Here is a 26581-nt window from a genome sequence, read left to right as displayed (position 1 = left end):
GGCGGTTGTGCCGTTCAGATGAGGTTTGCCAGCCGGCAGAACTCTTCCACCGATAGCGTTTCGGCCCGGCGTGCCGGGTCGATCTGCGCTTTGTTGAGAAGCGCCTCACCACCCAGCGACTTGACGCTCTGCCGCAGCATCTTGCGTCGTTGGCCAAAGGCAGCATGTGTCACCTTTTCCAACTGCGCTGCCTCGCAGGGCAGGGGCGTCACAATGGGCGTCAGGTGAACCACTGTCGACGTAACCTTGGGCGGTGGCGAGAAGGCTTGTGGCGGTACATCAAAGGCCATATGCGCCTCTGTACGCCAGCCAGCGAGCACCCCGAGACGCCCGAAGTGATTGTCGCCCTCGCGGGCAACAATCCGTTGCCCCACTTCTCTTTGAAACATCAGCGTCAGGGATTGCCAGAAAGGCGGCCATTCCGGCGGCAAAAGCCAGTTCACCAGCAATTGTGTACCAACATTATAGGGCAGGTTGGCGATAATCTTCACCGGACCGTCTGGCGCCAACAACTCGAAATCAGTTTTGAGAGCATCGCCTTCGATCACCTCGAGACGCCCCGGATAATGGTCGGCAATCTCCTGGAGGGCAGGCAGGCAGCGGCTGTCGCGCTCAATCGCAATCACCTTCTTCGCACCGAGTGCGAGGATTGCGCGCGTCAGGCCGCCGGGGCCGGGGCCGACCTCGATGACGGTGACGCCATCCAGCGAACCGGCCGTACGCGCAATCTTCTGGGTCAGATTGAGGTCCAGCAGGAAGTTCTGCCCGAGTGCCTTTTTGGCATCAAGGCCATGCTTCGCAATGACATCGCGAAGCGGTGGCAGTCCGTCGAGTGCTGCCATCAGTTTTCTGTATCCGTTGTCCGGCTGATCTCGTCTGCCATCTTGAGTGCCGCTACAAGGCTTTGCTCTCGGGCAAGCCCGGTTCCGGCAATGCCGAAGGCGGTGCCATGATCGGGCGAGGTCCGCACGAAGGGAAGGCCAAGTGTCACATTGACAGAATCGTCGAAGCCGAGTGCCTTGACCGGGATCAGTGCCTGATCGTGATACATGCAGACAGCAACGTCATAGCGACGGCGTGCGTCGTCGTGGAACATGGTGTCGGCCGGCAGGGGACCGAAGGCATCGATTCCCTCGTCACGAAGCTTCATCACGGCAACATGAACAATATCGGCATCTTCACGGCCGATCGCTCCGCCTTCACCGGCATGGGGATTGAGCCCTGCGACGGCCAGACGTGGCGAGGCGATACCGAAACGGTTCTTCAGATCTGTTGCCGTGATACGGCAGGTATTGACGATCGCATCAATTGTCATCGCCGCCGGCACATCCTTGATCGGAATATGCACGGTCACCGGCACAGCGCGCAGCTTGGGCCCCGCCAGCATCATCACCGAGTGAAAGGTTTGACCGCTGTGGCGTGACGCAAGATCGGCCAGAAACTCCGTGTGGCCCGGGAACTGGAACCCGGACTCATAGAGAACCGACTTGGCGATCGGGTTTGTCACCATGCCGCGGACCTTGCCCGCAAAGCAGAGTTCGACCGCCGTCTCGATAGCTGCAATGGTTACTTTTGCAGTGGCCACATGCGGTTCGCCTGCGACGACATCGACGCCCGTGCTGAGCGGCAGAACCGGAAGTCCGGCGTCGAATTTTTGCATTGCGCCGTCAGCATCGGTCTCGATCAGCGGAACGTCTATTTCCAGCTGTCGCGCGCGGATCGCCAGAACTGCAGGATCGCCCACATAGATGAAGGGCGGGATGGCATCCTGCCGGCGACGGTGCCAGGCGTTGAGCGCAATATCTGGCCCAACACCGGCGGGATCGCCCTGGGTCAGCGCAAGGACAAGGCTGGAACGATCGATCATGCGCGGCTTTCGGTTATTTGTAGACGATCTGCGCTTTGCTGCGCAGTTCTTCGAGGTACTTGGCAGCGTTTGGATCTTCTTCGCCACCGCCCTTGCCGAGATCTTCTGCACGGAACACGACCTCGGCGGCAACGTCGTCCGAGACCTGACGCTGGTTACAGATCGCCAGATACTCAACGCCCTTTTCGGTGACGCGCGTACCTGTTGTGCCGTTCGAGGCCTTTTCGATCAGAGGTTTCCATTCCGGTGGCAGTTCCGGTGCCATCACACGGCCCAGATTGCGGATCGAGACATCGCGGTAATTGGCCGCAAATTGCATCGCATCGTCACAACCGGGAAATTTGGAACGTGAAGCATTTGCTTCCGCCTGACGTTTGCCGGTGATCTGCCCCTTTTTCGACGCCGGAATGACGAAGATGACCTGTTTGAGGAAATATTCAGTCGTCACGGGCTTTTGCTTGTTTTCAAGCATCTTGGTGACGAAATCATCCTTCGAGAGTCCACCGCCGGAACCGTAACGTGCCTTGAGCAGACGCGGCCAGCTCATCTGCACGGCAATATAGGACTTGAAATGCTCAGCGGTCACGCCCGCCTGAGCGAGAATCGTGGTCATCTGCTTTGCCGACAGCTTGTTGGAGGCTGCGAAACGGGCGAAGGCAGCATCCACCTCGGCTGTGCTCACCGAAGCGCCGACCCGGGCGATCTCCTGCCGCTTCAACTGCTCGTCGACGAGTTCCTGGAGCGCCATCTTTGGCCCAGCGCCGGGGCGGCGCTGCAACCGAAGGAAAGCGGCCCGCTTGGCGACGTCTCCACTGGTGATAGCTGTCCGATTGACGACGGCCCGGATTTCGGTCGCTGCATATGCTGCAGGCGCAATCGCCGGTGAAAGGGAGGTGCATGCCAGAACCGCCGCGCAAGCGAATGCAGCAAGCCTTCCTCTTCTCCCTGTGTTGGTCATATGTCTCACTCCGCGAGGCTGGAAGACGCCACGCAGGCGTCTTCAATCTCTTAGCTTACTATAAGTTTCCGCAGGAATTGCACAATCCTTGCGGCAAAACAATGACCCGCGCCGCAAGGAATATTGATCTTTCAGGCCGTCACAACGCGTGAACTGAAATCAGTTGAAACCGTCGAGTGTTGTGTCGCCGACCTTCACGTCGCCGAGCGTGCGGAAGGAGAGACGCGCACCAATGGCCCAGTCACTGGCCGACTCGTCATTGACGTCGCGCTTGGCCGAGTAGACCAGCGAGAATACCGTGCACTCATCGGCGTAGGAGAAGCCAACACCGTGGCGACTGATTGCCGAATTGTTGATATCCCAGGTCATCGAGCCGAATAACGACCAGTATTCATCGACGTTCACTGCGCCTGACGTTTGCAACTCGTCGTTATCGCTATCGAGACCGTAATCGGGCTGCGCAGCGATCCGTGTATAAGTCAGGTTCGCCTGCAGCGTTTCATTGGTGAAGGAAAGCGTGGTGTCCGCACGACGGAAGTCCAGATCCTTCTCATCAAGACGCGCATTGGTAGCGAGCGACAAACCGTTCGGCAGGTCGACCGCAGCCATGCCGACATAGTCCGAGCGACGCGATTCAAGACCGCTGTCGGCACCAACCTTCACCAGGTCGTCTGTCGCAAACGAGTTTTGCCCGGCAAGCTGGAATGACTGTCCAACAATGCTGCGGAATCCGATGCCGTTATCCAGAGACCCGGTATAGCGAATGCCAAGATTGGCGCGCGTGCCGCCTTCAACGCGATCGTAACCGGAGAATTTGTCGCGGTCGAACAGGTTCGTCGCATCGAATACAAAGCTCTGGGCGTCTTCGTTGGGCAGTCGTCCCGCATATTGTTCGTCATTGCGCGCATAGATCTGCGCGATGGGCTCAATGACATGGCTGCTGTTGGCCGTTGTCACAAGAAGCGGATAGCGTGCCTCAAGGCCGGCTGTCGCCATGCCCCGTGTCGCGCTTGTCCCGCCATAGTAGTCGCCGGTGTAAGCCGACGGATCGCTCATCGCCAGGCCATAGACGTCCCCGCGAACCGCAAGCAGGGGCGTCAGCAGCAGCCCGCCGGGTGCAGTCAGTGTGCGCTTCCACTCAACTTCGCCACTCAGGCGCGTCATGTTTCCCTTCAGGCCCCGATAGCGCGTCAGGTCGTCGATGCCGTCATTGTCGGTATCCACAGTCAGGGCATCGGCCTTGAAGCGCGACAGCGACGTAAAGTTCAGATTGGCGGAGAGCTGACCACCCGCAACCGCTTCCGGTGCATAATAGCTGTAATCGACGACCGGCAGGACCGTCGGTTGCTGCTTTTCAGCCGTATCGTCCGGGTCGGCGTCCTGCACGTCGAAATAATATCCACGGGCCTCGAACGAGTTCCTGTCGCCAAGTCCCGTCAGGTAAATCTCGTTGGTATGGGTGGTGTCGTCCAGGCCGTCGAGATCGTAAGTGCGGGCAAAGTTGTTGTCGCTCTGCAGCATGACATCCCAGCCGAACGCCCAGCGGGGATTGATATCGAAATTGCCCTTGGACGATATCATTCCGCGAAGATCGTTTTCTGCGTCGCTCGTTCCAGCGTCGAAGTCGTCCGAATTCATCTGATTGATGCCGGCAATTCGAACAGAAGCTTCGCCATTGTCGAAACGCTGGCGGAATTCCGTGTCAAGCAAGACACCCTGGCCGGTAAAGCCGGTTGCGCTGATCGTTGCATCGCGGTGGTTGTCGAACACGTAGTAATAGGGAACCGTAACTCCGAAGCCGATATTCTCGGCTGTCCGCATCGTGGGAAACAGGAAGCCGGACTTCCGCTTGACCGTATTGTCCGGAACTTCAATCGCCGGCAGTGTCGCAATCGAATGCCCAAACAGCTCGAAGCGTGCCTTTTCGAGACGAACCGTATGGGTCACTCCGTTCTGAACGACGCGCTCTGCCTTCACTTGCCAAAGCGGCGGACGCTCCGGATGCTCGGCACACGGCAGGCAGGCGGTGTAGACACCCTTGTAGAGAATGACCTCCGTGCCACCCACACGCTCGCCGCGTTCGGCAGCCATGCGTGTATTGTCGGTTGTCTCAATGCGAAGCGCATTGATGAAGCCATTGGCAAAATCGTCAGTGACGTCAAGCGTGTCGGCGTAAAGACGGTTGCCGCCGGGTTCCACCATCTCGATGTTGCCGGTCGCAATCAGTCGACCGGAGCGCTGGTCGTACTCGACCTTGCGCGCCACCATTTTATAGCCGCCGTAATTGATCTGCACCGCACCCTGAGCGATGATTCGCTGGGCGTCGCGATCGTAAACCAACTCGTTTGAAGCAAGGACCAATTTGGCATCGTCAGGAACGGACGATGGGGTCAGTTGCCCCATGTCGGTTGCTTGCTGAGCGTGCGCCTGCTGCACACCGAACGCGCCCACGGACAGTGCCGTGCTCGTCAGTAGGGCCGTGCAGAGCCGCCAAATCGTCTTGCGGTACACTGCCGCCACTAACCGTCCTCCTGGTGCAGCAATACGGTCGCTCCGAGTGACATCGCAACGACCACTGGAATCCAGGCCGCAACGAACGGAGGAACAACACCGCTGCTTCCGAATGCTTTCACAAGCACAGTCACAACATAAAGCACGAAGCCTGACAGGATTCCACCGAGAATCACCGAGCGGGATTGGTTGAACCGGCTAAATTTCAACGAAACGGTTGCGGCAATCAGTGTCATTGCGACCAGAAGGAATGGGAGTGACAATAAGGAGTGAAACTGGGTCTCGAGCGCCTTGGTCGATACCCCATAAGATCTGGCGACTGCAATTTTCCTAGAAAGATCATAAAATCCAACGGTCTCCGGCTGCGCAAGGCGCTCTTGAACGAATTCCTGTTTCAAATTGGTACTGACTTTGGCTGTGGCGAGCCTTGTGGGAATCTCGCCCGGCCGAGTCTGTGTAACATCGTTAAGCTGCCAGTAACCATCTTTCAACTTAGCTGTGCGTGCATCCTGTCTCAAAACGATTCGGCCGCCGCTGTCGAAGTGGATAAGCACCGCATCGACGAGTTCGGTCCCGTTGTCGGACACGGTTCGCGCACCGATAATCACGTCGTCATTGCCGCTGATTTGCCGCAACCACGGGATGGCCGTGGACGTGCTCGCCTTGCCACCTGCATTGCGCAGCGTCGTTTCAAGGTTCAGTGCCTGGCCTTGCGCCCAGGCGGCCAGCGGGTTGACGGCCAGAGTGGTAACGAGCCCGACCATCAATGCGCCGAACGCAAAGGGCATCATGAATTGCCACACCGAAATACCGGCTGAGCGCGCAACGACGAGCTCCGATTTCCGGTTCAGCGCGATCAACACCGTCATGCCGACGAAAAGAGAGATGAAGGGTACGGTCTGCTGGATGATGAGCGGCAGCCGCAGCGCTGTCATGTAAAGCGCGACCGTGGCGGTGAAACCGTCGATGTCGCCGAAGCGTCCGCTGGTTTCGCTGAAATCGATCAGGAACGAGATCGCCGTCACGCCGATGAAGAACCACAGGGTGAGCGCCAGGTAACGGCGCAGAAAGTAGCGGCTAAGCGTCGATACCATCAGCTTTGCCCTCCGCTTTTGCCGGTGTCGTCGAATCGGTTGCGAATCGTGTCGAGCAATTGACTGCTGCGATAACCGATCGCCTGGGACAATCGCTGCCGGTGGGGCTTGCGTGCTCTGGCCAGCATCATAGCAGCGATCAGGGCTGCAACACCTGGAACCGCATAGACGAGCGGCGCAAAGAGCGCATTTCGCTCGACGAGCGACAGTGTGTAATTCTGTAGCAGGTATATCAGAATGGACAGTCCAAGTGCCGCGACCATCGGATGCAGACGTGCTTCGCGATGAGAGCGGGCGTCAGCGGAGACCACCAGCGAGATCAGGGCGAAGACGAAGGTCAGCGCCCAGGTTGAAAGACGCCGGTGCAGCTCGCTGCGATATTCCTCGGGGCGCCGCTGGAAGTCAGAATCATTCGGGTCCGGGTCAAGCAGAAAGGCGAGTGTCCGGTCACCGGCATGCAGCCGTGCCTCGCCACGGGTCTGCGACAGGTCCGTCAGGTCAAAGGAATAGGAATCGAAACGCACAATGGAGACATTGCCGTCGCGTGCCTTGCGTTGAACTTCCCCGTCGCGCATCACCAGCGCGGTCCCGCTTTCGTCAACAGCACCTTCGCGCGCATAATAGATGAGGTCGAAATTCGGATCGCGCGAATCGGCAACGAACAGTCCCTTGAGCACTCGGCCGGACAGGCGTTCTGAAATCTGCACATAGAGCCCGTCTTCAAGACGCCGGAATGTCTTTTCCTCGATGACCGATGACAGCAGATCGGCATAGGCTGCCGCGATCATTTCGCGTGCGGATACGCGCAGCTTCGGTTCGACAAAATTCGACATCAGGAAGGAAAACGCGCACAGCAAGGCCGCAATGACCAGAATGGGCCGCGTGACGATGCTGCGTGAGGCGCCGGCGGCATCAATGACCGGGAGCTCCGAATCGTTGTTCATCGATGTCAGCGTCTGCGTGACACCAATGACCATTGCAAATGGCAGAACGGCCGGCAGAATGGTCGGCAGGATCAGGCTGGCCAGCTTGAAGAATGAGCCGACGGACTGGCCGCTATCGGTGACAAGATTGATGCGGCCCAGCACCTGGGTCACCCAGATGATGGTCAGCACAGGCAGCAGAGCGGTCAGGAACATCTGACCGACACGTTTTGCGATGTACAGTTCCAGCAGCTTCATACGCCAACCTGACAATGCTTGGCGACAGCAGCCAGCACGAAGAAAAATTTTGCTTTCTCTACGCGGCTCAGTCGCTTTTGGCGACAGGTACTAAAACATTTTTAATGTTTTCGCTGACGAATTTTCGTTGCTCGAGGATGTTGGCCACACTGAAAACCGCGGCATAAAGGACAATTGAGGACAACCAGCCCAGAATGACATCGGAGAGATAGTGGCCGCCGAAGAAGACCCGAAGGGCCGGTGTGACGATGCAGATGGCGATTACGGGAGGAATGAGGAACGGCTGGAGCTTTTTCGGAATGAGTGGAAGCAGGCAGATGACCCAGCCGGCACCGGCGGCTTCTCCCGAGACAAAGGAGCAGTTCTTGGGACATTCTCCGCCGAATTCGCCCGCAGGCATGAATATATGGGTCCCGCCGAAAAGGTCGGTATCATTGGGGCGCGGACGTCCCGAGAACATTTTGAAGATCAGGTTGACCAAGACATAAGGGCCAAGCGCGAGTGTCAGAAGCGACAGTGAATATTGTTGCGCAGGCCGCCCACGATAGGATTCGTCCCCGTTTTTGATCACCGTGAAGATGAGCATCCCGAGCAACACCAGCGCCGCGGCCGCAGGGACGTAAAAGAGAATCTTGCGTAAAACGATGAAGAACGGGTCAGTGCTGATCGGGAAAAATCCGCAATTCTCACCCGCCGGAGCAGGCTTCGGACATTCAGTCTCCTGGAAGAATATACGGGTCGCAGCTATGTCTATCTGTGGAAAAAAATGAAAAAAGGCCAGGATCAGAAACCAGATCGACAGCATGAGCATGAAGAATCCGAACGTTTCATGTCTCGGAATCGCCGGCAAGAAGCCCGGTGTTTCTTTATGTTGCTTTGGCAAATCAGTCAGGTCCATTGCAGCAGGCGGTTGAAACTGCGAATATTCAAGTCTGACGCTATCTCGTGCATGCGCACCATGACAAGGCTATGACGGTTTTAAAATTAGATATTTATGAAGTACGACCTACTTTTCCGCAGGAAGATTTCTCTGACACTTGCCTTCGAGGTTGAAAGGTTGAACATCTGGCCCAAATGAAAAAAACAAACACACGCGGAGCAATTAATGTCAGTGAAGCTTGAAATCTCCTTCTCCAAATCGGCGCGTCTCGATGGCGTAACGGCCATCCTCCTGAAAGCCTCTGGCGACGGCGCGGCTGCTGGCATCGCAGACGTCGATCCGTCAGGCGTTTATGAGCGTGCAGCGAAGGTGCGCAAGTTCACCGGAAAGTCCCTGGCAAAGCTCGATGTGGTGGCGCCACATGGTTCGTCCGTTGATCGCATGGTTGTTCTAGGCTTGGGCGATGCTGCCAAGATGAGCGACCATGACTGGCTACGTGCTGGCGGCACCGCCGTGTCGACATTGTCCGGCGTTGAGTCCGCTGTGGTCTATCTGGATGCTGCCGGGGTTGACGTGTCGGGCAAGCAGGCAGCCGACTTTGCTCTTGGCATGCTGCTTCGTGCTTACAAGTTTGATTCGTTCAAGACCTCCAAGAAGAAGGACGAGGACGAAGATGATTCCAAGGTGAAAACCCTGAAAGTCACGCTCGTGACGGCCGCTGCCTCCGACGCCAAAAAGGCCTTTGTCGATGCAGAAGGTGTCGCCGGCGGTGTCTTGCTCGCGCGCGATCTTGTCAATCTGCCGCCGAACGTGCTTGGCCCTGAGGAATTTGCGGCCCGCGCAAAGGCCATGGAAAAGCTCGGCGTCGAGATTGAAATTCTGGGCGAAAAGGAAATGAAGAAGCTCGGCATGGGCGCTCTTCTCGGCGTGGCTCAAGGGTCGTCGCGTCCGCCACGTCTCGTCGTCATGCAGTGGAAGGGTGGCAAGGCGAAGGACAAGCCGATTGCGTTCGTCGGCAAGGGCGTTGTCTTCGATTCCGGTGGCATCTCGATCAAGCCTGCCGGTGGCATGGAAGACATGAAGGGTGACATGGGTGGCGCTGCCGCCGTGACAGGCCTCATGCATGCGCTGGCGTCTCGCAAGGCCAAGGCCAATGTCGTTGGCATTATCGGTCTTGTCGAAAACATGCCGGACGGCAATGCCCAGCGTCCCGGCGACATCGTCACCTCGATGTCGGGCCAGACCATCGAGATCGTCAATACCGATGCTGAAGGCCGCCTCGTCCTGGGTGATGCACTTTGGTATTGCAACGAACGTTTCGAGCCGAAATTCATGATCAATCTGGCGACCTTGACCGGTGCCGTTCTCGTCGCGCTCGGCTCTCACCATGCGGGTCTGTTCTCCAACGACGATGCATTATCGGAGCAGTTGCTGGCCGCAGGTCTGCAGACGCATGAGCGTCTCTGGCGTCTGCCGCTCGGCAAGGAGTACGACAAGATGATCGATTCGCGCTTTGCCGATATGAAGAACAGTGGTGGCCGACATGCCGGCTCCATCACAGCGGCCCAATTCCTCCAGCGCTTCGTCAAGGAAACGCCGTGGGCGCATCTCGATGTCGCCGGAACGGCCATGGGGTCGCCTGCAGACGAGATCAGCCAGAGCTGGGCATCCGGTTACGGGGTTCGCCTGCTCGACCAGCTGGTGCGTGCGAATTACGAATCCTGAACCTGAAAGGTCCAACTGCCTTGGCGGAGATTCTCTTCTACCACCTGACGGAATCGAAGCTCGAGGACGCTTTGCCGCCGCTCCTGGAAAAAAGCCTGGAGCGCGGCTGGCGCGTGGCCGTGCAGACGCCGAACGCCGAAAGGCGCGATGCGCTCGATGGGCATCTGTGGACATTTCGCGATGACAGCTTCCTGCCGCATGGCACGGAGGAGGGGCCACAGTCGGCCGAACAGCCGATCCTCTTGACGGTCTCGGCAGACAATATCAATGCCGCGACGGTCCGGTTCCTGATCGACGGTGCCTCGCCTCCCGAAGACCTGAACTACGACCGCGTCGTCTTCCTCTTCGATGGACATGATCAGCATCAGCTGGAGTCGGCGCGGGGTGAATGGAAACGTCTGAAGGGTGAGGGGCATGCCCTGACCTACTGGCAGCAATCCCCTGAAGGGCGGTGGCAGAAGAAGGCCTGATCCCGACGTCGAGATGTGGCCATTCGTGTCGACAGCCTCACTGTGCCGATGCCAGCAGATCGAGGCCTGAACGCTTGTGGCGCAGTGCGACGACTTTGTAGCCACCGGCCTGCAAGCGCGAAAGCAATTGCGGGAGCATCAGTTCGGTGCGGGCATGAATGTCGTGCAGCAGTATGATGCCGCTTTGACGAGCCGCGAGTGTTGTCATGGTGCGTTCGACAATCTCGGATGGCGTGGACTTGAAATAGTCCTTGGAGTCGATGCCGACATCCAGCACCACGGTGCCGCGACGGGCGAGTGCGGCGCGAAGCGGGCCGGTGTCGGCGAGGTAAGGAAAACGGAAGAAGCCGATATCCGCACCGGTGCTGACCCTGACAGCCGTCTCGCCCCGCATGATCTCGGTCATGGCGCGATCGAAATTCATGCCGCTCAGATTGGCATGACGCCAGGTATGGCTCCCCACAGAATGGCCGCGTGCGACCACCTTTCGGGCGATGTCCGGATGGTTCTTCGCCATCTCTCCCACCATCAGGAAGGTCGCCTTGACGCGGAAAAGATCTAGCGTGTCGAGAATGCGCTCCGTCTTGCCGGGAACCGGGCCATCGTCAAAGGTGAGGATGACTTCCTTGGGTGCCAGTTTGATGTCGCCGACCGAGGAGACGTCCAGCGTGCGCCCCGTCAAAGGACCGCGTGGTGTGCCCAGACTGGCGTGAAACCATGCACGCGGTTCCATCGGAAGGGGATCGCTCGCATCGACAGGGCGAGGCTGCGGGATAGCGGGCACGAAGGCCGTCTGTGCTGAGGTTTCGTTTTTCTTGAGGTTCGCACAACCGGTGACGGTCAAGGCGACAACAACGCAGGCAACAAGGCGAAACGCAAACATGACCACACTCAAAGCGATATGACGTTGAGCACCGGTCTAGCGAAACATGGTTAATCTTTGGTTGAAATGGCCTCTTGGCGATTAACCATAAGACTCGCCTGTGTTGCGTTACTCTGCCATCGCCTCATCGTATTCGGTCGAAAGCTCCAGCCACTGCTCTTCGGCGTCTGCCAGCTTTGACGCCGTTTCGCCGCGTAGTTTGGCTTTCTCTGCGGCCTTGGCCGGAAACTTCTCGTAGAGCACCGGATCCGCAAGTTCCGCATCAAGTGCCTGAATCTGCTTCTCCAGTTTCTTCGTCAACGCTTCGATTTCGTTGATCTTTTTCTTCATCGGTGCAAGCTGGGCGCGCCGTTCGGCGGCCTGCTTGCGCTGGTCGGCTTTGCTGGCCTGATCGGCAACTAACTCAGTTCGCGGCTTTTCTTCTTTTTTTTTACCGGAAGAGACGATGAGCCCGCGATATTCTTCCATATCGCCTTCGAAGCTTGTCACCGTGCCATTATTGACGAGCCACAGGCGATCCACGGTCGCCTCGATCAGATGGCGGTCATGGCTGATCAGGATCACCGCACCTTCATAGTCGTTGAGCGCTGCAATCAATGCGCGGCGGCTATCGATGTCGAGGTGGTTGGTGGGCTCGTCGAGGATCAGAAGGTTCGGCGAATGGAAGGCGGCAAGGCCCATCAGCAGGCGAGCCTTTTCGCCACCGGAGAGATCCTTGGCAGCTGTCGCCATCTTCTCGGTCGCCAGCCCCATCTGGGCAACGCGTGCCCGCACCTTGGCTTCGGGCGCCCCTGGCATGAGACGACGAACGTGGTCGACCGGCGTGTCGTTGGGAATGAGGTCGTCGAGCTGATGCTGGGCGAAAAAGCCGATCTTCAGATTCGGTGCCAGCTTGATATCGCCGCTTTCAGCCTTCAACCGGCCCGAGATGAACTTGGCGAACGTCGACTTGCCGTTACCGTTCGCACCCAAAAGCGCAATGCGGTCGTCATTGTCGATGCGAAGATCGATATTCTTCAAGATAGGTTTTCCCGGCTCGTAGCCGACCGTGCCGCCATTGATGGCAACGATGGGCGAGGCGGGTTGCTTCTCCGGCTCCGGGAAGGTGATCGGCTGCACGTGATCCTCGATCACCGAGGCCACCGTGCCCATGCGCTCCAGCGCCTTCACGCGGCTTTGGGCCTGCTTGGCCTTGGATGCCTTGGCCTTGAAGCGGTCGACGAAGCTCTGCAGGTGCTTGCGCGCGGCCTCGTTCTTGGCCTTTGCTTTCGTCTGCAATTCGTCGGCTTCCGCCTTCTGACGTTCGAACTGGTCATAGCCGCCGCGATAGAAGGTCAGTTTTTTCTGATCCAGATGGACGATCGAATTCACGGCGGTGTTCAACAGATCCCGGTCATGGCTGATGATGATGACCGTATGGGGATAGCGTCGCACATAGTCTTCCAGCCACATCGTGCCTTCAAGGTCGAGATAGTTGGTCGGCTCGTCGAGCAGCAGCAGGTCGGGTTCGGAAAAGAGCACCGCTGCCAGCGCCACGCGCATGCGCCAGCCACCGGAAAAGGATGAGGCAGGACGAAGCTGCGCGTCGGCATCGAAACCGAGACCGGCCAGAATCGTGGCAGCACGTGCTTCCGCGGAATGCGCGTCGATATCCACCAGCCGCATCTGGATTTCGGATATCCGTTCCGGGTTGGTCGCCGTCTCGGATTCTGCCAACAGCGCTGCCCGTTCCTTGTCGGCGGCCAGAACGATGGACAAGAGCGAGTCTTCGGTTCCCGGCGCTTCCTGGGCCACCTGGCCCATGCGTGCATTCTTGGGGATCGAGATCGAACCGGTCTCCGGCGTCAGGTCACCGGTGATGATCTTGAATAAAGTGGACTTGCCCGCGCCATTGCGTCCGACCAGCCCGGCCTTGGTGCCGCTGGGAAGCGAAACGCTGGCATGATCGATGAGGAGGCGGCCGGCGATGCGAGCCGAAATATCGTTGATTGTAATCATGCCCCGGCTTGTGGCCGAACTGCAGTGCAAAGGCAATATAGGATCATACCGCAAGGCAGCATGAATGCGCCACGAGCTGTCTGGAGATGCCGTTGCGCAACAAAAAGAAGCGCAAACTCAAGCTGAACGACGAAACTTCGCTGTTGTGGCAGCTGCCGGATGTCCGGCGATCGGATTGCGACGATTGCCCTTCGTGGCTTTGAGGGCCTCCTGGGCCTGCGCCAGAAGCTGTGCCGCACTCATCGATGCGCCCGTCAGCGAGTATCCGATCATCAGCGTCAGATTGCTGTTGTCCGACGGATCGTCTGTGGCAAAGACCAGATTGTCGCTGATGGAGGTAAACAGCCGTTCTGCAATCGCCTCGGCATCCTCGGCGGAGACATCGTCGAACAGAAACGAGAACTCATCGGCACCGGTGCGGGCGACGAAGTCATTTTTCTTGATGGACCTGCGTACAATGGCCGAAAGACTCTTCATCAACCGGTTCACGGCCGCATCGCCAAACGACTGGGCCATGGCCTGAAAGCGGTCGATCCCGACGATGATCAGTGCCGTCGACTTCGGATCGCTGTCACCGGCGTAAAGTGCTTCGAGGCGGTTGTTGAAGGCGATCCGGTTCGGCAGGGATGTCACCCGGTCGCGCAATGCGGCGGTTTTGGCCTGGCCCGCCTTGCGTTCAGCCTTGGCGATGCGTTCGATACCATCGGCAAGCTTCTCGCGCAGACGATCTTCGGCTCCCATCTGTGCCTGAGCAGCCGATCTCAGATAGTCTATCTCGCTCTTCAGATCTGCGGTGTTGCCGGCATATCCGTCTTCAAGTTCGGTCGAGATGACCTCAAGCGCCTGCATGAAGCGACTTCCATGTTCAAGGCCGCTCGCCAGATCCTGGGTCAACTGTCTGAGCACGCTCGCCGCTTCCCGGTGCGCCACCTCGTCGGCAATGCCGCAATGAGAGACCAGACGGTGCTTGAGGCCGATCTGATCGAGCAGGTGCTGAGACGGATTGGTGCCGATGGCTTTCACGTCGCGCAAAAGGGCAGGGTCGTGGCCGTAGAGCCCCTGATAGAAGAGCTCATAATTGCGCGGGATGCCGGAGACCTTCAGACGGGCCATGTGTCTGGCCACTGTTTGAAGCTGATCGAGGCCAGAGGTGTTGGTGGCACGCTGCGCGTCTGCAGTATCCTCAAACATAACATATCCCATCAATAAATTATGGGCGCCTGGATGCTTGTCGCTGGCGCGCGGTCTTTAGCAATGGCAGTGATAGTTGCTGGAACCTCTTGAAAAAGGATGAATGTTGCACTGACTCCGTGCTTCGCGCCGAAGGTTCAGCGGACCATGGTAAACGGGATGTTTTAAAGCAGACGTGTCAGAGCCACTGCTGTCCCGCCGACCGCAGGAAATAGATGAGGTCCAGAGATAGCGACGGCTTGCCAAGCGCGGTCAGAGTCATGTGCGCCTGTCCGCGGTGGTGGGTCTGGTGATTGAAGAAGTGGGAGAGCGCCGGTCCAAGCTTGTGCGTGATCTGGCTGGGATTGGTGATCGGCGTATAGGTGAATGGCTGATCGAGCATCTCGGATGACAAAGAGCTGACCCAGTTGATGATCCGCGCATCTTCCGCTTTTCGCGCCTCTGTCAGCTGTGGCAGGGTGGAGTAGGGTTGTTCGTTGAGGCTCTTATGCGACGGGCCTTCCCCGGCGAAACGGTGCATCCAGATGCGATCGGCGACCAAGATATGGCTGAGCGTCGCAAACAGCGAACCGAAATAGGCGCCTCGGTCTTCGTTCAACGCCTGCGGCGTTAGAGTGGCTGCTGCGTCATATAGGAGTGTATTTGCCCAGGCGTTGTAAGCGGCAAACATATGATAATGCGCGATCATGATCCTACCTCTTTCAATCCGGTCTTTTACCCTAGCGCAGATATGTTGCAATGGGCGTGATGCATCGATGAAATAACTTGATTTGATCGACAGCGTCCCGGGAGGCTAACAATCGGGGCCTGGATTTTCAGCGAGGTTTATGATGACCATCACTCTTTACTCCTTGTGCGGCGCGGATGAAACGCGACCGTTTTCACCCCATTGCTGGAAGGTGGTGATGGCACTGCACCACAAGGGGCTGCCATTCGTCGAAAGTCCCAAGGCCTTCACAGCGATACCGGGCGTTGAAAACGGTGCATCCAAAACGGTTCCGCTTCTGCGGGATGGAGAGACGCTGATTTCCGACAGCTTTGCCATCGCCCGTTATCTGGAAGAGACCTATCCCGACCGTCCGTCGCTCTTTGGCGGAGAGGGTGGCCTGGCCATGGCACGTTTCGTCGAAGCCTTCTCCAACACCACAGTTCACCCGGCCGTCACCAGGATTGCCATCGTCGATATCTGCAACATGCTGGGGCCGGAGGATCAGTCCTATTTCCGCGAAAGTCGCAGCAAGCGCCTTGGCAAGCAGATCGAGGAGGTGGCCGCAGGCCGCGACACCGAGATCGCCGAGTTTGCCGACAAGCTGAAGCCGGTGCGCTACCTGCTGGCGCACCAACCCTTCATCGGGGGTGAAACCCCCTTGTTTGCCGATTATATCGTCTTTGGCGCCTTGAAATGGCTCGATATCGCCAGCGGCTCTGTTTACCTGCCGGAAGAAGATCCCGTATTTGCCTGGTATCAGCGCTGCCTCGATCTCTTTGCCGGTCAGCCCCGCAAGGTCGCCTGACGGCTGCAACAGGCCCCCTCTGGTCAAGATCGAGCCGCGCCGGCGAGCAATTGTGACGCCGGCGTGAAATTCGTGCATCCCTCTTGTTTTTCAGTCCCTTCGCCGCTAGAAACCGCCCACTTTCCCTATTCCACAAGAGGACATCACACATGGCGATTGAACGCACTTTTTCGATGATCAAGCCGGACGCAACCAAGCGTAACCTGACGGGCGCCATCACCAAGATGCTCGAAGATGCTGGCCTGCGCGTCGTTGCATCCAAGCGCGTCTGGATGAGCACCCGCGAAGCTGAGGGCTTCTATGCCGTTCACAAGGAACGCCCTTTCTTCGGCGAACTGGTTGAAGGCATGACATCCGGCCCGACCGTCGTTCAGGTTCTGGAAGGCGAAGGCGCAATCCTCAAGAACCGCGAAGTCATGGGTGCAACCAACCCTGCCAACGCGGACGAAGGCACCATCCGCAAGACCCACGCTCTGTCCATCGGCGAGAACTCGGTTCACGGTTCGGACGCGCCTGAAACGGCTGCTGAAGAAATCAAGTACTGGTTCTCCGACACCGAAATCGTCGGCTGAATCAGACTGTCAGGCGCAAGTCTGAACTAATTGACAGATATGAGAAAACGGCGCCGGATGGCGCCGTTTTTTTGCGAGCATCGGATACTTCTCCGTGCCTTGGTTCACATCGTCCGTGGCAGGATGTGCTGGATTTGAGATCCGCATTCTCTCATGTCGACGGGCATGCTTCCGGGGAAAAATCCGGCTTTTGGCCGGGCTTGTAGACCTCGGGATTGGCCGTATAGATCGCCCCGACAATGAGCGGTTTTGCTGGCAATATGCTCTGGTCGAGGTCTGAGGTGAGGGTCGTCTCGATGGTCTGGATCACGTCGCCCTTGCCATCGGTCACGGTCATCGTCACGTGATAGGGTCTGTTCTTGACGACACAGTGGATGGGCGGGCTTTCCAGCGCCACCTTCGTCCAGGATGGAAAGATCTTCGTCTTCGTCATGATCGGTGGCCCGCCGCGCGGGTCTTCGTAGCTGGTTTCGATAAAGCTGTGCTCCGGCAGTGTCGACTTGCGCGCAAGCGTCAGCACATAGGTTGCGGTCGAGACGCGGTAGTTGAAGGCAAAGAGCTTGCCTTCAATGGCAAGCGGTCCCTCATCCTCGCGCTGGCAGCCACCTGCGGCAAGCAAAGCCGCCAGCATGGTCATTGTCGTGATCGGCGCTTTCATGGCGCTATCCCCTGCTTCTGTCGTTGATAGTGACGGTTGGCCTTGGCGCGATTGCCGCATACGGCCATGTCGCACCAGGTGCGGCTGCGGTTCTTGCTGCGGTCGATGAACAGCCAGCCGCAGTTGCCGCAGATCTTCATGCGCTGTGGATCGGGCTCGCAGGTGAGGGCAAGCGCCGAGCGTGCGGTGCGGGCTTCCAGCGCTGTATCACTGGCAGCCGCCGACAGGTTGCGGGCAGCAAGGGCGAGCATCCATGCAAGTAAATGTCGATCATCGTTCCCGAGCGTGCGTGCCCGAAAATAGTCGTCGATGGCTTCGCGCAAGGCGAGGAAATCCTGAATATTGGCGGTTGTCGCTGCCGTCAGGCCGTTGACCTGCTGGCGCTCTGCGCAATGGGTGATCGCCGCCGGCACGAAATCATCCATCTGCGCGGTGATGGCAAAACGGTCGATCGAGCGTTCGGGGTCGAACCGCAAAATGACGCTGTTGGCGACATCCAGTGCGAGCGCGCCGCCGGAGAAGCGATGAGGGGTCCAGGCAAAATCCATGGTGAAATACTAACTGGTAAAAATCATTTTACCAGTTATAAATTTGGGTGGAGGCCGTCATGAGCTATTTCCTGCAGCAACTCGCCAACGCCGTTCCCGTCGCAGCACTCTATGCCGCGCTCGCCTTCGGCTATGCTCTGGCCTTCGGTATGACCAGACGTGCGGATATCACCTATGGCGCGTTGTTCGCATTTGCCGGCCAAATCTATTTGCTCTTCACCGGTGTCGGCTGGAACGACTTTCGTCTGATCTTTCCAGCGGCCCTGGCCTTCGGGGCTGCTCTGTCCCTTGTCTATGCCGTGGGGGCGGGAGCACTGATTGCCCGCTCGGTCATGCGGCCGCTGTACCGGCTATCGCCCAACACTGTCATCGTCGCCAGTCTGGCGGTGCTGATCGTCTTGTCGGAAACCGGCAGGCTGGCGCTCGAAAGCGGAAACCTGTGGCTGCCGCCCTTTCTCAATACCTCCATCACGTTCTGGCGCGATGGCAATTTCAGTGTCACGCTGACTGTGATCCAGATCGGCAATGCGGCACTGATGACGGTGATTGTGCTGGGTGGCCAGGCGGTTTTGCGCCAGACCCGGGCGGGGCGTATCTGGCGGGCAGTGGCTGACGATCCGCTGGCCGCAGAACTTTGCGGTGCGGCTTCCGGCAAGGTCTTCGTTCTCGCCTATGTGGCAGCATCGGCCATAGCCGCCACCTGCGGTCTGCTCGCCACCTCCTATTACGGAACGATGGACTTCGGCGCTGGCCTTGTTTTCGGTCTCAAGGTCGTTTTGATTGCCGCGGCCGGTGGCCATGCTCACCCGCTTCGCGCGGCTGTGGGGGCTGCGGGTGTTGGTGTGGCCGAAACCTTCTGGAGCGGCTACGCGCCCATTCTTTGGCGGGACTTCGTCATCGTCTCGGCTCTGGTGGTCCTGCTTGTTTTGTCGCGACGGGAGCGGTTGGCGCCGTGACGATCACAACCACTTGTCGCGGGCAGCGTCGTCGGCGTCCTTGGCGGCCACCCAGTCGCGGCTTCGACCGTCGATAGCGTGTTCCTTCTTCCAGAACGGTGCCGAGGTCTTCAGGTAATCCATCATGAAATTGGCACCATCGAAAGCAGCCTGCCGGTGCGGGGCAGCAGCCACGACCAGCACGATATTCTCGCCCGGAGCGATCTTGCCGAACCGGTGGATGGCCGTGAGCCCCAGAAGATCAAAGCGCGAAATCGCCTCGTCGGCAATCCGAGTCATTTCCGCTTCGGCCATGCCGGGATAGTGTTCGAGTTCCAGCGCTGATAGCTGCCCACCTTCGTCGCGGCACAGACCTGAGAATGAAACGATAGCGCCGATATCGCGGCGGCCTTGGGCCAGACGCTTTGTCTCCGCATTCAGATCGAAGTCTTCACGCTGCACGCGAATGGTCGGCTGGACCATGGTTACCCGCCCGTCATCGGTGGAAAGAGCCCGATCTCGCCTGCGCCGGCGATCGGTTCGTCATGCTCGACATGCTCCTGATTGATCGCAACCCGGATGGCCTGTGGAAACTGCAATGCGTTTTCGTATTCCTCGCCAAGTCCGCGCAGATGCTCGATCAGATCGCCGGCAGTGACGACGCTCGTCGGCAGGTCGAGTTCCTCTTCGGGCTTGCCGATCCGTTCGCGTACCCAGGCAAAATAGACGAGTTTCACCATGTCACTCTTCCATGATGTGCTTGGCGCCGGCCCGGAAATAGTCGTAGCCGGTATAGAAGGTCAGGATGGCCGCCAGCCACAGCAGCGCGATGCCCATCTCGGTCGTATAGGGCAGCACCTTGTCGCCTGCGGGGCCGGCCAGAAGAAATGCGATGGCCACCAACTGCACGGTGGTCTTCCATTTGGCGATACGCGTCACCGGCACCGACACCTTCAGCGCGGCCAGATATTCGCGCAGGCCCGATACCAGAATTTCGCGGCAAAGGATGGTAATGGCCGCCCAGATCGACCAGCCGGCAATCGTGCCATCGGCGGCCATCAGCAGCAGGACGGAGGCGACCAGCAATTTGTCGGCGATCGGGTCCAGCATGCGGCCGATATTCGATGTCTGGTTCCAGATGCGGGCGAGATAACCATCGAGAAAATCGGTGAGGGAGGCGACGACGAAGATCCAGAAGGCCGTCCAGCGCGCGAAATCGGTACTTTGCAGTTTGCCCTCAATGAAGAAGCAGACGACGATCAACGGAACCGCCAGAATGCGACCGTATGTCAATAAATTGGGAATATTATATGCGCGCGAAGCCATGATGTCCTGCTATCCGATATTTCGACCGTAGATGACGGTTTCCGACGCAAGCCGTCAACACGCCTCGTTATATTTAATGTCGCAGGCGCCCAGCAAAAGGCCAGCCCGCGTCAATCTGCACCGTTTTCGTGAAAATGATTGTAGACGAGCTTTGCGACGGCCTCGGAAATCCCGTCCACCGCCATCAGATCGCTGATCGCTGCCCGCGAAGCTGCCTTGGCTGTGCCGAAGTGCTGCAGGATCGCCCGCTTGCGGGTCGGCCCGATGCCGGCGATCTCGTCCAGCGGGTTTTTCACCATCTCCTTCTTGCGCCGCGCGCGGTGCGAACCGATGGCGAAACGGTGAGCCTCGTCACGCATGCGCTGGATGAAATAGAGCACGGGATCGCGCGGTGGCAGCGAGAAGTCTGGCTTTCCCTTGACGAAGAAGCGTTCCCGTCCGGCCTCGCGGTCCACGCCTTTGGCAATGCCGATGGCTGTTACGCAATCGGTAATGTCGAGATCGTCGAGGATCTTGCGCACAGCCGACATCTGTCCCTGGCCGCCGTCGATCAGGATCACATCCGGCCATGCCGGAAAGGTAGCATCGGCGGCATCCTCTGTCGTCGTTGTGCTCCGGTCCGGCTTGCCTTCTTCCTTGATCAACCGTGAGAAACGCCGGGTCATCACCTCGCGCATCATGCCGAAGTCATCGCCGGGGGTGATGTCTTCCGATTTGATGTTGAACTTGCGGTACTGGTTTTTCACAAAGCCCTCTGGCCCGGCGACCACCATGCCGCCGACCGCATTGGTGCCCATGATGTGGGAGTTGTCATAGATCTCGATGCGTCGCGGTGTGTAATCGAGTGAGAAGGTCTCTTTCATGCCCTGCAGCAGTCGCGCCTGAGACGAGGTCTCGGCAAGCTTGCGCCCATGGGCCTCGCGCGCATTGGCAACCACGTGATCGACAAGGTCCTTCTTTTCTCCACGCTGCGGAACCAGAACCAGCACCTTGTGGGCAGCCTTTTCCGATAGAGCCAGCGCCAGAAGCTCCTGCTCCTCTATCGTCTCCGACAGCAGGATCTGCCTGGGCACCGGCTTGTCGTCATAAAATTGCGCGAGGAAGGCAGACAGCACCTCGGCGCCGGAAAGCTGCGGGTCGGCCTTGGGGAAATAGGCGCGGTTGCCCCAGTTCTGCCCGGTGCGGAAGAAGAACACCTGAATGCAGCATAGCCCGCCCTCCTGATGGATGGCGAAAATATCGGCTTCCTCGACACCGGCCGGATTGATGCCCTGGTGGCTCTGCACATGGGAGAGTGCGGCCAACCGGTCGCGGAACACGGCGGCCCGCTCGAAGTCGAGATCTTCGGCCGCCTCGTTCATGGTCCGCGCCATGGTTTCTTTCACCTTCTGGCTTTTGCCGGAAAGGAAGTCCTTGGTCTCCTTGACCAGCTCCGCATAGTCCGCGTCGCTGACCTCGCCGGTGCAAGGCCCCGAACAACGCTTGATTTGATAGAGCAGGCACGGGCGGGTGCGGCTTTCGAAGACGCTGTCGGTGCAGGTGCGCAGCAAAAAGGCCCGTTGCAGCGAATTGATGGTGCGCCCGACAGCCGTTGCCGAGGCGAAGGGGCCGAAATAATCGCCCTTGCGCGCCCGCGCACCCCGGTGCTTGTAGATCGCGGGGGCCTTCCCGTCGCCGGTGATCATAATGTAGGGAAAGCTCTTGTCGTCGCGCAAAAGCACATTGTAACGCGGACGCAGCCGTTTGATCAGGTTCGCTTCGAGCAGCAGCGCCTCGACCTCGGTGCGGGTCGTGACGAATTCCATATGGGTCGTTTCGCGTACCATGCGCGCCAGCCGGTTGGAATGCAGCCGTCCTTGCGCGTAATTGCTGACGCGTTTCTTTAGAGACCGCGCCTTGCCGACATAGAGAACCTCCCGCGCGGCATTCAGCATGCGGTAGACACCAGGGGCGTTCGGCAGCTTCTTGACGAACTCGCCAATCAGTTCTGCACCCTTCAGCTCGGAGGGAACATCGCCGCTCTCGTTCCAGTCGATAGACAGGGTCGTTGCGGCCTCGACAATATCGGCGACCACGCCATCGTCATCATCTTCTGTGCCATCATAGAGCACACCGCCATCGCTGAGCTTGCCGCCCGTCATGCTTTAATCTCCTTCGCATTTGGTATCAGCCAAATGCGAGATTGTTCATGCGCCTGTACCCGTTTGCGTCTGTAGAACGCTGATCTCCGGCAAAGCGGCATCCAATTTTCGTGCCTTTACGACCACCGCTGCCGTGGTCGGGCTCGATTCTCCGTGTGCATGGGCGCAAAGAATCGAAGCCACGAGTCATATAGGCGTGTTTTTACGTTTGGCGAACACGCCGGCTTGATAACACACCAAAAACAACACAAGCGGCAAACATCTTCGTTCTCAAGTAAAACGGTGCGATATCAAGTAGATCTGACTTTACTATTTATTAGGGTTAATAAAATCCCTGTCGCATAATAGCAACATCTAACTTTCACCACTTGGGCGCCACAAACATTTCACATTTTGGCTCTTTCAAATCCTCAATTGAATTTCATTTTCCTCGGGAACGGACAGGAACCGTCTAACGTTCATATCGCAGGAACAAACAGCTGTTCGGCGGCCTGAACCGAAAAGGAGAATTTTTTATGCGTAAACTCATTCTGACCCTCATGGTCTCTTCGGCAGCTCTCGTGAGCTTCAGCGCGGCCCAGGCAGCTGATGCGGTCGACCAGATCCCAGCACCGCCAGTCGCCACCGAAAACACCTATGTGCCAGCCTCTGGCTGGACCGGTGGATATATCGGTGGTGGCGTCACCTATGATTGGGGTGGCAGCAACCTCGGCGACGCCGTTGGCGGTACCCTCTACGGTGGTTACAACATGCAGAGCGGCCAGATCGTCTACGGTCCGGAAGCAGACATCAGCTACAACAACCAGGAAGGTTCGGCCGGCGCCGGCATCGACAGCAAGGAAGGCCTCAACGGCTCGATCCGTGGTCGCGTCGGTTACGACATGAACCCGTTCCTGATCTACGGTACCGGTGGTCTGGCCGTCGGCAATCATGAACTCAGCAGCGCCGCAGGCTCTGACGAGAAGGTCTCGGCCGGTTATACAGTCGGTGCCGGTGTTGAAGCCCTGGTGACGGATAACATCACCGCACGCGTGGAATACCGCTACACCGACTACATGGACCGTGACTTCGACCTCGGCGGTACAACCGTATCGCGCGGCTTTGACGATCACAGCGTCAAGCTCGGTATCGGCGTCAAGTTCTAAGAACGCCGGAAGTACGCTTCACGAGTGAAGCAGCACCAATTGGAAGCCGGGTTCGTCCCGGCTTCTCTTTTATCAAGCTCTATAATTCCCTGAGCCGCTCGGCGACTGCCCTTTCTACGCCGGTTGCTGCGTGGAGATTGAACCACTCGATCATCCGTCGAACATCTCCACTTGCCGGGTTTTGCCCCAACGCTCCGATCAGTTCGGCACTGGCAGCAGCCATTGCAGTCAGGATGCGTGCCGTCTCAGGAACATAAGGCAGATCATTGCCGGCGTCATGGCGTGCGCGGATAATTGAGTAGCGCACCGTCTCAGGCAGGGACCACCCGCTGGTCAGAAAATCGCTGACGCTGACCGCTTGCCCGTTTACTGTGGTCGTCGCATCACGATCTTTTGGCTCAAAGCCGGTCGCTTCAATGCGCTCGCAGGCATCAATCGCTGCGTTCATCATTTCACGAATTAGAGGCCAGTCTGTTTTCATTGTTTGCCTCACCGTCACTGCGGCTTCATTTCGCTCCAGCCATCGAAACGCTTGGCGAATTTCGAAGGCCACGCAGCCAGTTCCGTGCGGCCCTTTTCCCACTGTCCGGGAAAACGCAGCATCAGGTAACCGAGCAAGGCGGCAAGCGCGAAATGACCGCCATGCAATGTCTTTCCGGTTTTCGGCATATTGGCGTTCAGATAGTCGAGACCGCGCTCCACCTTTGACCACTGCTTGTCGATGGCAGGCTGGTAAAGCATCTCTTCCGGGCGAAAGCGGCGTTCATAGACAATTGCCAGAAGGCAATCGGTCGTCCCGTCGCACAGCGCTTCAAGGCGCTCCGCTTCGGTGCGCTTCTCGCCCTTTTTGGGATAGAGCTTACCGTCCGAAATCCGGTTGAGATACTGCATGATGGCACGGCTGTCGAAGATCGCCACTTGCCCATCCCCGCGCACCAGTGTTGGAATTTTCCCCAACGGATTATTCTCGATCAGAATGTCCGGCGCCGCGGTGGTATCCACTTTCACCGATTCGATATCCAGTTCCAGATAGCGCGCGGCCATCCGCACCTTGGCCGAATAGGGGGACGTCGAAGAGTAAAGCAGTTTCATGTCGTTTCCTGAGGTTTAATTGGCGACCGGCGGTATCGTGATCGATGAACGTTGACACGACTTTCTATCAACTTCCTCGCACGCCCGGAATGTTAAATCGGTTGTCATGCAAATGCGCACTTCCTCCAGCCTTTCCCCGTCACAGGTCACGGACATGGCTTTGGTCGAAAGTCCGGGATTGGCGGCGACGAATTGCTGCTCCAGTCCGTCAGGACTCATGGTTTGGCGAATTTCGGGTTGTTGCAATGTGTCCGGTATTTTCAGCTTCTCGAACGCGGCGCGTGTCACGCGGAAATAATCCGCCTGAGACAGACCGGAACAGGTGCCATGCTTGCGCCATTCATGCCCCATCAACCCCATGCTCGGCATGATATCGAGATAATGCTGGCCGAGGTTATCTGGAACGCGGTCCGGCTGGTCGCTGGCGCAGGATTCGGGATAGCCTTTTTCATATTGCGGCCACAGCCCGTGCACGATCAGTCCGAATGCCTTGGAGGAGCCGCATTGCTGCTGGTTGCCCTCTCCCTCGTCTGACAGGCAGTAGCTTGGCGACCACGACAAGGACAGGACGTAGAAGTCGAAGCCCTGTCCAATGGGCAAAGGTTTTGTGCCTTCAGCAGGGGCAGGGACGGGTTTGGGGGCGGCTTGAACGATGACCGCCGGAGTATCTCCCACGTCCCAACTGGGCACGATAGGATCTTGCAGGAAGATCATGAGGCCCGCAGCAATCATCAGGCCGACAAAGGCGGCGATGCCATAATAGCGGTGCATGGCGGACCTCTATCGCTGCAATGTCGTGTGGGGCCGCTCCTCCGGCAAACAATGACGGAGCAGCAGATAACGGCTTTCGTGGTCGAAAGTATTGTCGGCGGAATTGGGGGTGCGGTTTGAACTCGAAGCCATCGCCGCATGGCCCGCGCTCAAGAACGCGCCAGTTGCGGCTAACCTACTGATGAAGAAGCGATTGCCCATCATGAGTCTCCCGTTTTTGCAACAATGTTGGCTAACTCGGGAGAGGTCAAGCCATCAAGCTTGGGGAGGCGGAACGGCTCCGCCTCTCGCTATCAAGAGGCCTCAGCGGCATTCGAAGAAGACGTGGCAGCGGTCATTCGGCAGATTGCTGGTCGACAAGGGCAAGAATTCCCCGCTTTTGACGTGGAGGATATGGGCGTTGAAGGCCCGGGCCGGGAAGAATTTGAAGATATCGCTGTTCTTGTGACCGTAGGTCGACAGATCGGCGTCACCATGAAGCTCGATGAACCAGTGTGAGGTTGTATGCGACAGCGTTTGCGTTGCGCCACCCAAGGCCTCGATCTCGTGCCCCTCGATATCCAGAAAAACCAGCGCCGGTGCACCATGGACAGCGGTCAATTCGTCAATCGACAAAACAGCAACCTTGGCGGACCCGACACCGGCACTCCGGGCGCGACCGTTGAGCCCGCCATCGATCGAGACAGCAATTTTCCCCGACGAGACAAGTCCGTGAAGGCAGGTGATGTTGCGGTAGCCGTTCATGGCGATGTTGCGCTCGGCAACCCGCTGGTTATGCGCATTGGCTTCGACAGCCACCACCTTGCCAGCCTTGCCGGCCAGTTCCGCCAGAAGCATGGCAACCATGCATTGGTGCGCGCCCAGATCGAAGATCGTCTTACCGGCGAGCTTGAAGCGCTTGAGGAACTCGAGTTCGGGAAGGTTGTCTTCATCGTGATCGTACCAGGCTGAACCAACAGGATCTGCGATATGCATGTTCAGCCGTTTGCCCGCAAAATTATGGGTGGCGTCGTATGCGGCAAACTGCCGTGTCATTCGCTCTTGCTTGGTGCGACGAAATAGATCGTAGATGATTTCAGGCGTGTATGAACGGATCGCGGATTTAAGCATTACAATTTTCC

27 protein-coding genes are annotated in these 26581 nt (G+C 58.2%); 6 read left to right on the top strand and 21 right to left on the bottom strand.

What is annotated here, in order from left to right; translation table 11 throughout:
• Positions 1-14: 14 nt before the first annotated feature.
• From rsmA to ACQQ2Q_RS01145, 7 genes are all read right to left on the bottom strand, one after another.
• Positions 15-842 (bottom strand): 16S rRNA (adenine(1518)-N(6)/adenine(1519)-N(6))-dimethyltransferase RsmA, encoded by an 828-nt coding sequence (rsmA, locus tag ACQQ2Q_RS01175; RefSeq protein ID WP_428185188.1) that lies wholly within the window; start codon positions 840-842, stop codon positions 15-17.
• Positions 842-1867, bottom strand: a complete 1026-nt coding sequence (gene pdxA, locus ACQQ2Q_RS01170; RefSeq protein WP_428185187.1) for a 4-hydroxythreonine-4-phosphate dehydrogenase PdxA — start codon at positions 1865-1867, stop codon at positions 842-844. The genes rsmA and pdxA overlap by 1 nt, the downstream gene beginning before the upstream one ends.
• A 13-nt stretch (positions 1868-1880) precedes the next feature.
• Positions 1881-2825 (bottom strand): SurA N-terminal domain-containing protein, encoded by a 945-nt coding sequence (locus ACQQ2Q_RS01165; protein WP_428185186.1) that lies wholly within the window; start codon positions 2823-2825, stop codon positions 1881-1883.
• Between the two features lie 159 nt (positions 2826-2984).
• Complete coding sequence (locus tag ACQQ2Q_RS01160; protein ID WP_428185185.1) at positions 2985-5345, bottom strand: LPS-assembly protein LptD; 2361 nt, start codon at positions 5343-5345, stop codon at positions 2985-2987.
• On the bottom strand, positions 5345-6433 hold the full coding sequence (gene lptG, locus ACQQ2Q_RS01155) for an LPS export ABC transporter permease LptG (protein WP_428186455.1): 1089 nt from the start codon (positions 6431-6433) through the stop codon (positions 5345-5347). The genes ACQQ2Q_RS01160 and lptG overlap by 1 nt, the downstream gene beginning before the upstream one ends.
• The gene (gene lptF / locus ACQQ2Q_RS01150) at positions 6430-7611 is read right to left on the bottom strand and encodes an LPS export ABC transporter permease LptF (protein WP_428185184.1); all 1182 of its coding nucleotides are present in this window, start codon (positions 7609-7611) and stop codon (positions 6430-6432) included. Before lptF ends, lptG begins: the two co-directional genes overlap by 4 nt.
• Positions 7612-7678: 67 nt before the next feature.
• Positions 7679-8509: a phosphatase PAP2 family protein gene (locus ACQQ2Q_RS01145; RefSeq protein WP_428185183.1), complete on the bottom strand. Its 831-nt coding sequence runs from the start codon at positions 8507-8509 to the stop codon at positions 7679-7681.
• Positions 8510-8716: 207 nt separating this feature from the next.
• On the opposite strand from ACQQ2Q_RS01145, the gene ACQQ2Q_RS01140 reads away from it, so the two are divergent.
• A complete protein-coding gene (locus ACQQ2Q_RS01140) occupies positions 8717-10216 on the top strand; it encodes a leucyl aminopeptidase (protein ID WP_428185182.1) in 1500 nt (499 codons plus the stop codon).
• A gap of 20 nt (positions 10217-10236) precedes the next feature.
• Positions 10237-10686, top strand: a complete 450-nt coding sequence (locus tag ACQQ2Q_RS01135; protein ID WP_428185181.1) for a DNA polymerase III subunit chi — start codon at positions 10237-10239, stop codon at positions 10684-10686.
• A gap of 37 nt (positions 10687-10723) precedes the next feature.
• Here the strand turns inward: ACQQ2Q_RS01135 and ACQQ2Q_RS01130 are convergent, their stop codons facing one another.
• The 4 genes from ACQQ2Q_RS01130 to ACQQ2Q_RS01115 form a co-directional block, all read right to left on the bottom strand.
• Positions 10724-11569: a polysaccharide deacetylase family protein gene (locus ACQQ2Q_RS01130; RefSeq protein WP_428185180.1), complete on the bottom strand. Its 846-nt coding sequence runs from the start codon at positions 11567-11569 to the stop codon at positions 10724-10726.
• A gap of 108 nt (positions 11570-11677) precedes the next feature.
• Entirely contained in the window at positions 11678-13567 is a 1890-nt protein-coding gene (locus tag ACQQ2Q_RS01125; protein ID WP_428185179.1) for an ABC-F family ATP-binding cassette domain-containing protein, read from the bottom strand.
• 117 nt (positions 13568-13684) lie between these two features.
• Positions 13685-14758, bottom strand: coding sequence for a GGDEF domain-containing protein (locus ACQQ2Q_RS01120; protein ID WP_428185178.1), 1074 nt, complete (start codon positions 14756-14758; stop codon positions 13685-13687).
• 178 nt (positions 14759-14936) lie between these two features.
• A complete protein-coding gene (locus tag ACQQ2Q_RS01115) occupies positions 14937-15446 on the bottom strand; it encodes a DinB family protein (RefSeq protein WP_428185177.1) in 510 nt (169 codons plus the stop codon).
• Between the two features lie 142 nt (positions 15447-15588).
• Here ACQQ2Q_RS01115 and ACQQ2Q_RS01110 point away from each other — a divergent pair, with 142 nt between their 5' ends.
• Positions 15589-16272, top strand: a complete 684-nt coding sequence (locus tag ACQQ2Q_RS01110; RefSeq protein ID WP_428186454.1) for a glutathione S-transferase family protein — start codon at positions 15589-15591, stop codon at positions 16270-16272.
• A 149-nt stretch (positions 16273-16421) separates the two neighbouring features.
• Positions 16422-16844, top strand: coding sequence for a nucleoside-diphosphate kinase (ndk, locus tag ACQQ2Q_RS01105; RefSeq protein WP_428185176.1), 423 nt, complete (start codon positions 16422-16424; stop codon positions 16842-16844).
• Between the two features lie 151 nt (positions 16845-16995).
• Here the strand turns inward: ndk and ACQQ2Q_RS01100 are convergent, their stop codons facing one another.
• Positions 16996-17502 (bottom strand): hypothetical protein, encoded by a 507-nt coding sequence (locus ACQQ2Q_RS01100; protein WP_428185175.1) that lies wholly within the window; start codon positions 17500-17502, stop codon positions 16996-16998.
• On the bottom strand, positions 17499-18050 hold the full coding sequence (locus tag ACQQ2Q_RS01095; RefSeq protein WP_428185174.1) for a CGNR zinc finger domain-containing protein: 552 nt from the start codon (positions 18048-18050) through the stop codon (positions 17499-17501). Before ACQQ2Q_RS01095 ends, ACQQ2Q_RS01100 begins: the two co-directional genes overlap by 4 nt.
• A 59-nt stretch (positions 18051-18109) precedes the next feature.
• On the opposite strand from ACQQ2Q_RS01095, the gene ACQQ2Q_RS01090 reads away from it, so the two are divergent.
• Complete coding sequence (locus ACQQ2Q_RS01090; RefSeq protein ID WP_428185173.1) at positions 18110-19006, top strand: branched-chain amino acid ABC transporter permease; 897 nt, start codon at positions 18110-18112, stop codon at positions 19004-19006.
• A 3-nt stretch (positions 19007-19009) separates the two neighbouring features.
• On the opposite strand, the gene ACQQ2Q_RS01085 is transcribed toward ACQQ2Q_RS01090, so the two are convergent.
• The 4 genes from ACQQ2Q_RS01085 to uvrC all read right to left on the bottom strand — a co-directional run bounded on the left by ACQQ2Q_RS01085 (position 19010) and on the right by uvrC (position 22452).
• Entirely contained in the window at positions 19010-19468 is a 459-nt protein-coding gene (locus ACQQ2Q_RS01085; protein WP_428185172.1) for a molybdenum cofactor biosynthesis protein MoaE, read from the bottom strand.
• 2 nt (positions 19469-19470) lie between these two features.
• Positions 19471-19725, bottom strand: coding sequence for a molybdopterin converting factor subunit 1 (gene moaD, locus ACQQ2Q_RS01080; protein WP_428185171.1), 255 nt, complete (start codon positions 19723-19725; stop codon positions 19471-19473).
• 1 nt (position 19726) lies between these two features.
• A complete protein-coding gene (pgsA, locus tag ACQQ2Q_RS01075) occupies positions 19727-20311 on the bottom strand; it encodes a CDP-diacylglycerol--glycerol-3-phosphate 3-phosphatidyltransferase (protein ID WP_428185170.1) in 585 nt (194 codons plus the stop codon).
• A 110-nt stretch (positions 20312-20421) separates the two neighbouring features.
• Positions 20422-22452, bottom strand: coding sequence for an excinuclease ABC subunit UvrC (gene uvrC / locus ACQQ2Q_RS01070; RefSeq protein WP_428185169.1), 2031 nt, complete (start codon positions 22450-22452; stop codon positions 20422-20424).
• A 515-nt stretch (positions 22453-22967) separates the two neighbouring features.
• On the opposite strand from uvrC, the gene ACQQ2Q_RS01065 reads away from it, so the two are divergent.
• Positions 22968-23597: an outer membrane protein gene (locus ACQQ2Q_RS01065; protein WP_428185168.1), complete on the top strand. Its 630-nt coding sequence runs from the start codon at positions 22968-22970 to the stop codon at positions 23595-23597.
• Positions 23598-23676: 79 nt separating this feature from the next.
• Here the strand turns inward: ACQQ2Q_RS01065 and ACQQ2Q_RS01060 are convergent, their stop codons facing one another.
• The 4 genes from ACQQ2Q_RS01060 to ACQQ2Q_RS01045 all read right to left on the bottom strand — a co-directional run bounded on the left by ACQQ2Q_RS01060 (position 23677) and on the right by ACQQ2Q_RS01045 (position 26570).
• On the bottom strand, positions 23677-24078 hold the full coding sequence (locus ACQQ2Q_RS01060) for a hypothetical protein (protein ID WP_428185167.1): 402 nt from the start codon (positions 24076-24078) through the stop codon (positions 23677-23679).
• A 14-nt stretch (positions 24079-24092) separates the two neighbouring features.
• Positions 24093-24689 (bottom strand): glutathione S-transferase, encoded by a 597-nt coding sequence (locus tag ACQQ2Q_RS01055; protein ID WP_428185166.1) that lies wholly within the window; start codon positions 24687-24689, stop codon positions 24093-24095.
• A 15-nt stretch (positions 24690-24704) separates the two neighbouring features.
• Complete coding sequence (locus ACQQ2Q_RS01050) at positions 24705-25460, bottom strand: ribonuclease T2 family protein (protein ID WP_428185165.1); 756 nt, start codon at positions 25458-25460, stop codon at positions 24705-24707.
• A gap of 303 nt (positions 25461-25763) precedes the next feature.
• A complete protein-coding gene (locus tag ACQQ2Q_RS01045) occupies positions 25764-26570 on the bottom strand; it encodes an FkbM family methyltransferase (protein WP_428185164.1) in 807 nt (268 codons plus the stop codon).
• Positions 26571-26581: the final 11 nt, after the last annotated feature.

It is taken from the genome of Agrobacterium sp. ES01 (assembly GCF_050320885.1).
Classification (GTDB): Bacteria; Pseudomonadota; Alphaproteobacteria; order Rhizobiales; family Rhizobiaceae; genus Allorhizobium.
The sequence above is the reverse complement of the archived record's forward strand: the minus strand, read 5'-3'. Positions and strand labels throughout refer to the sequence as shown.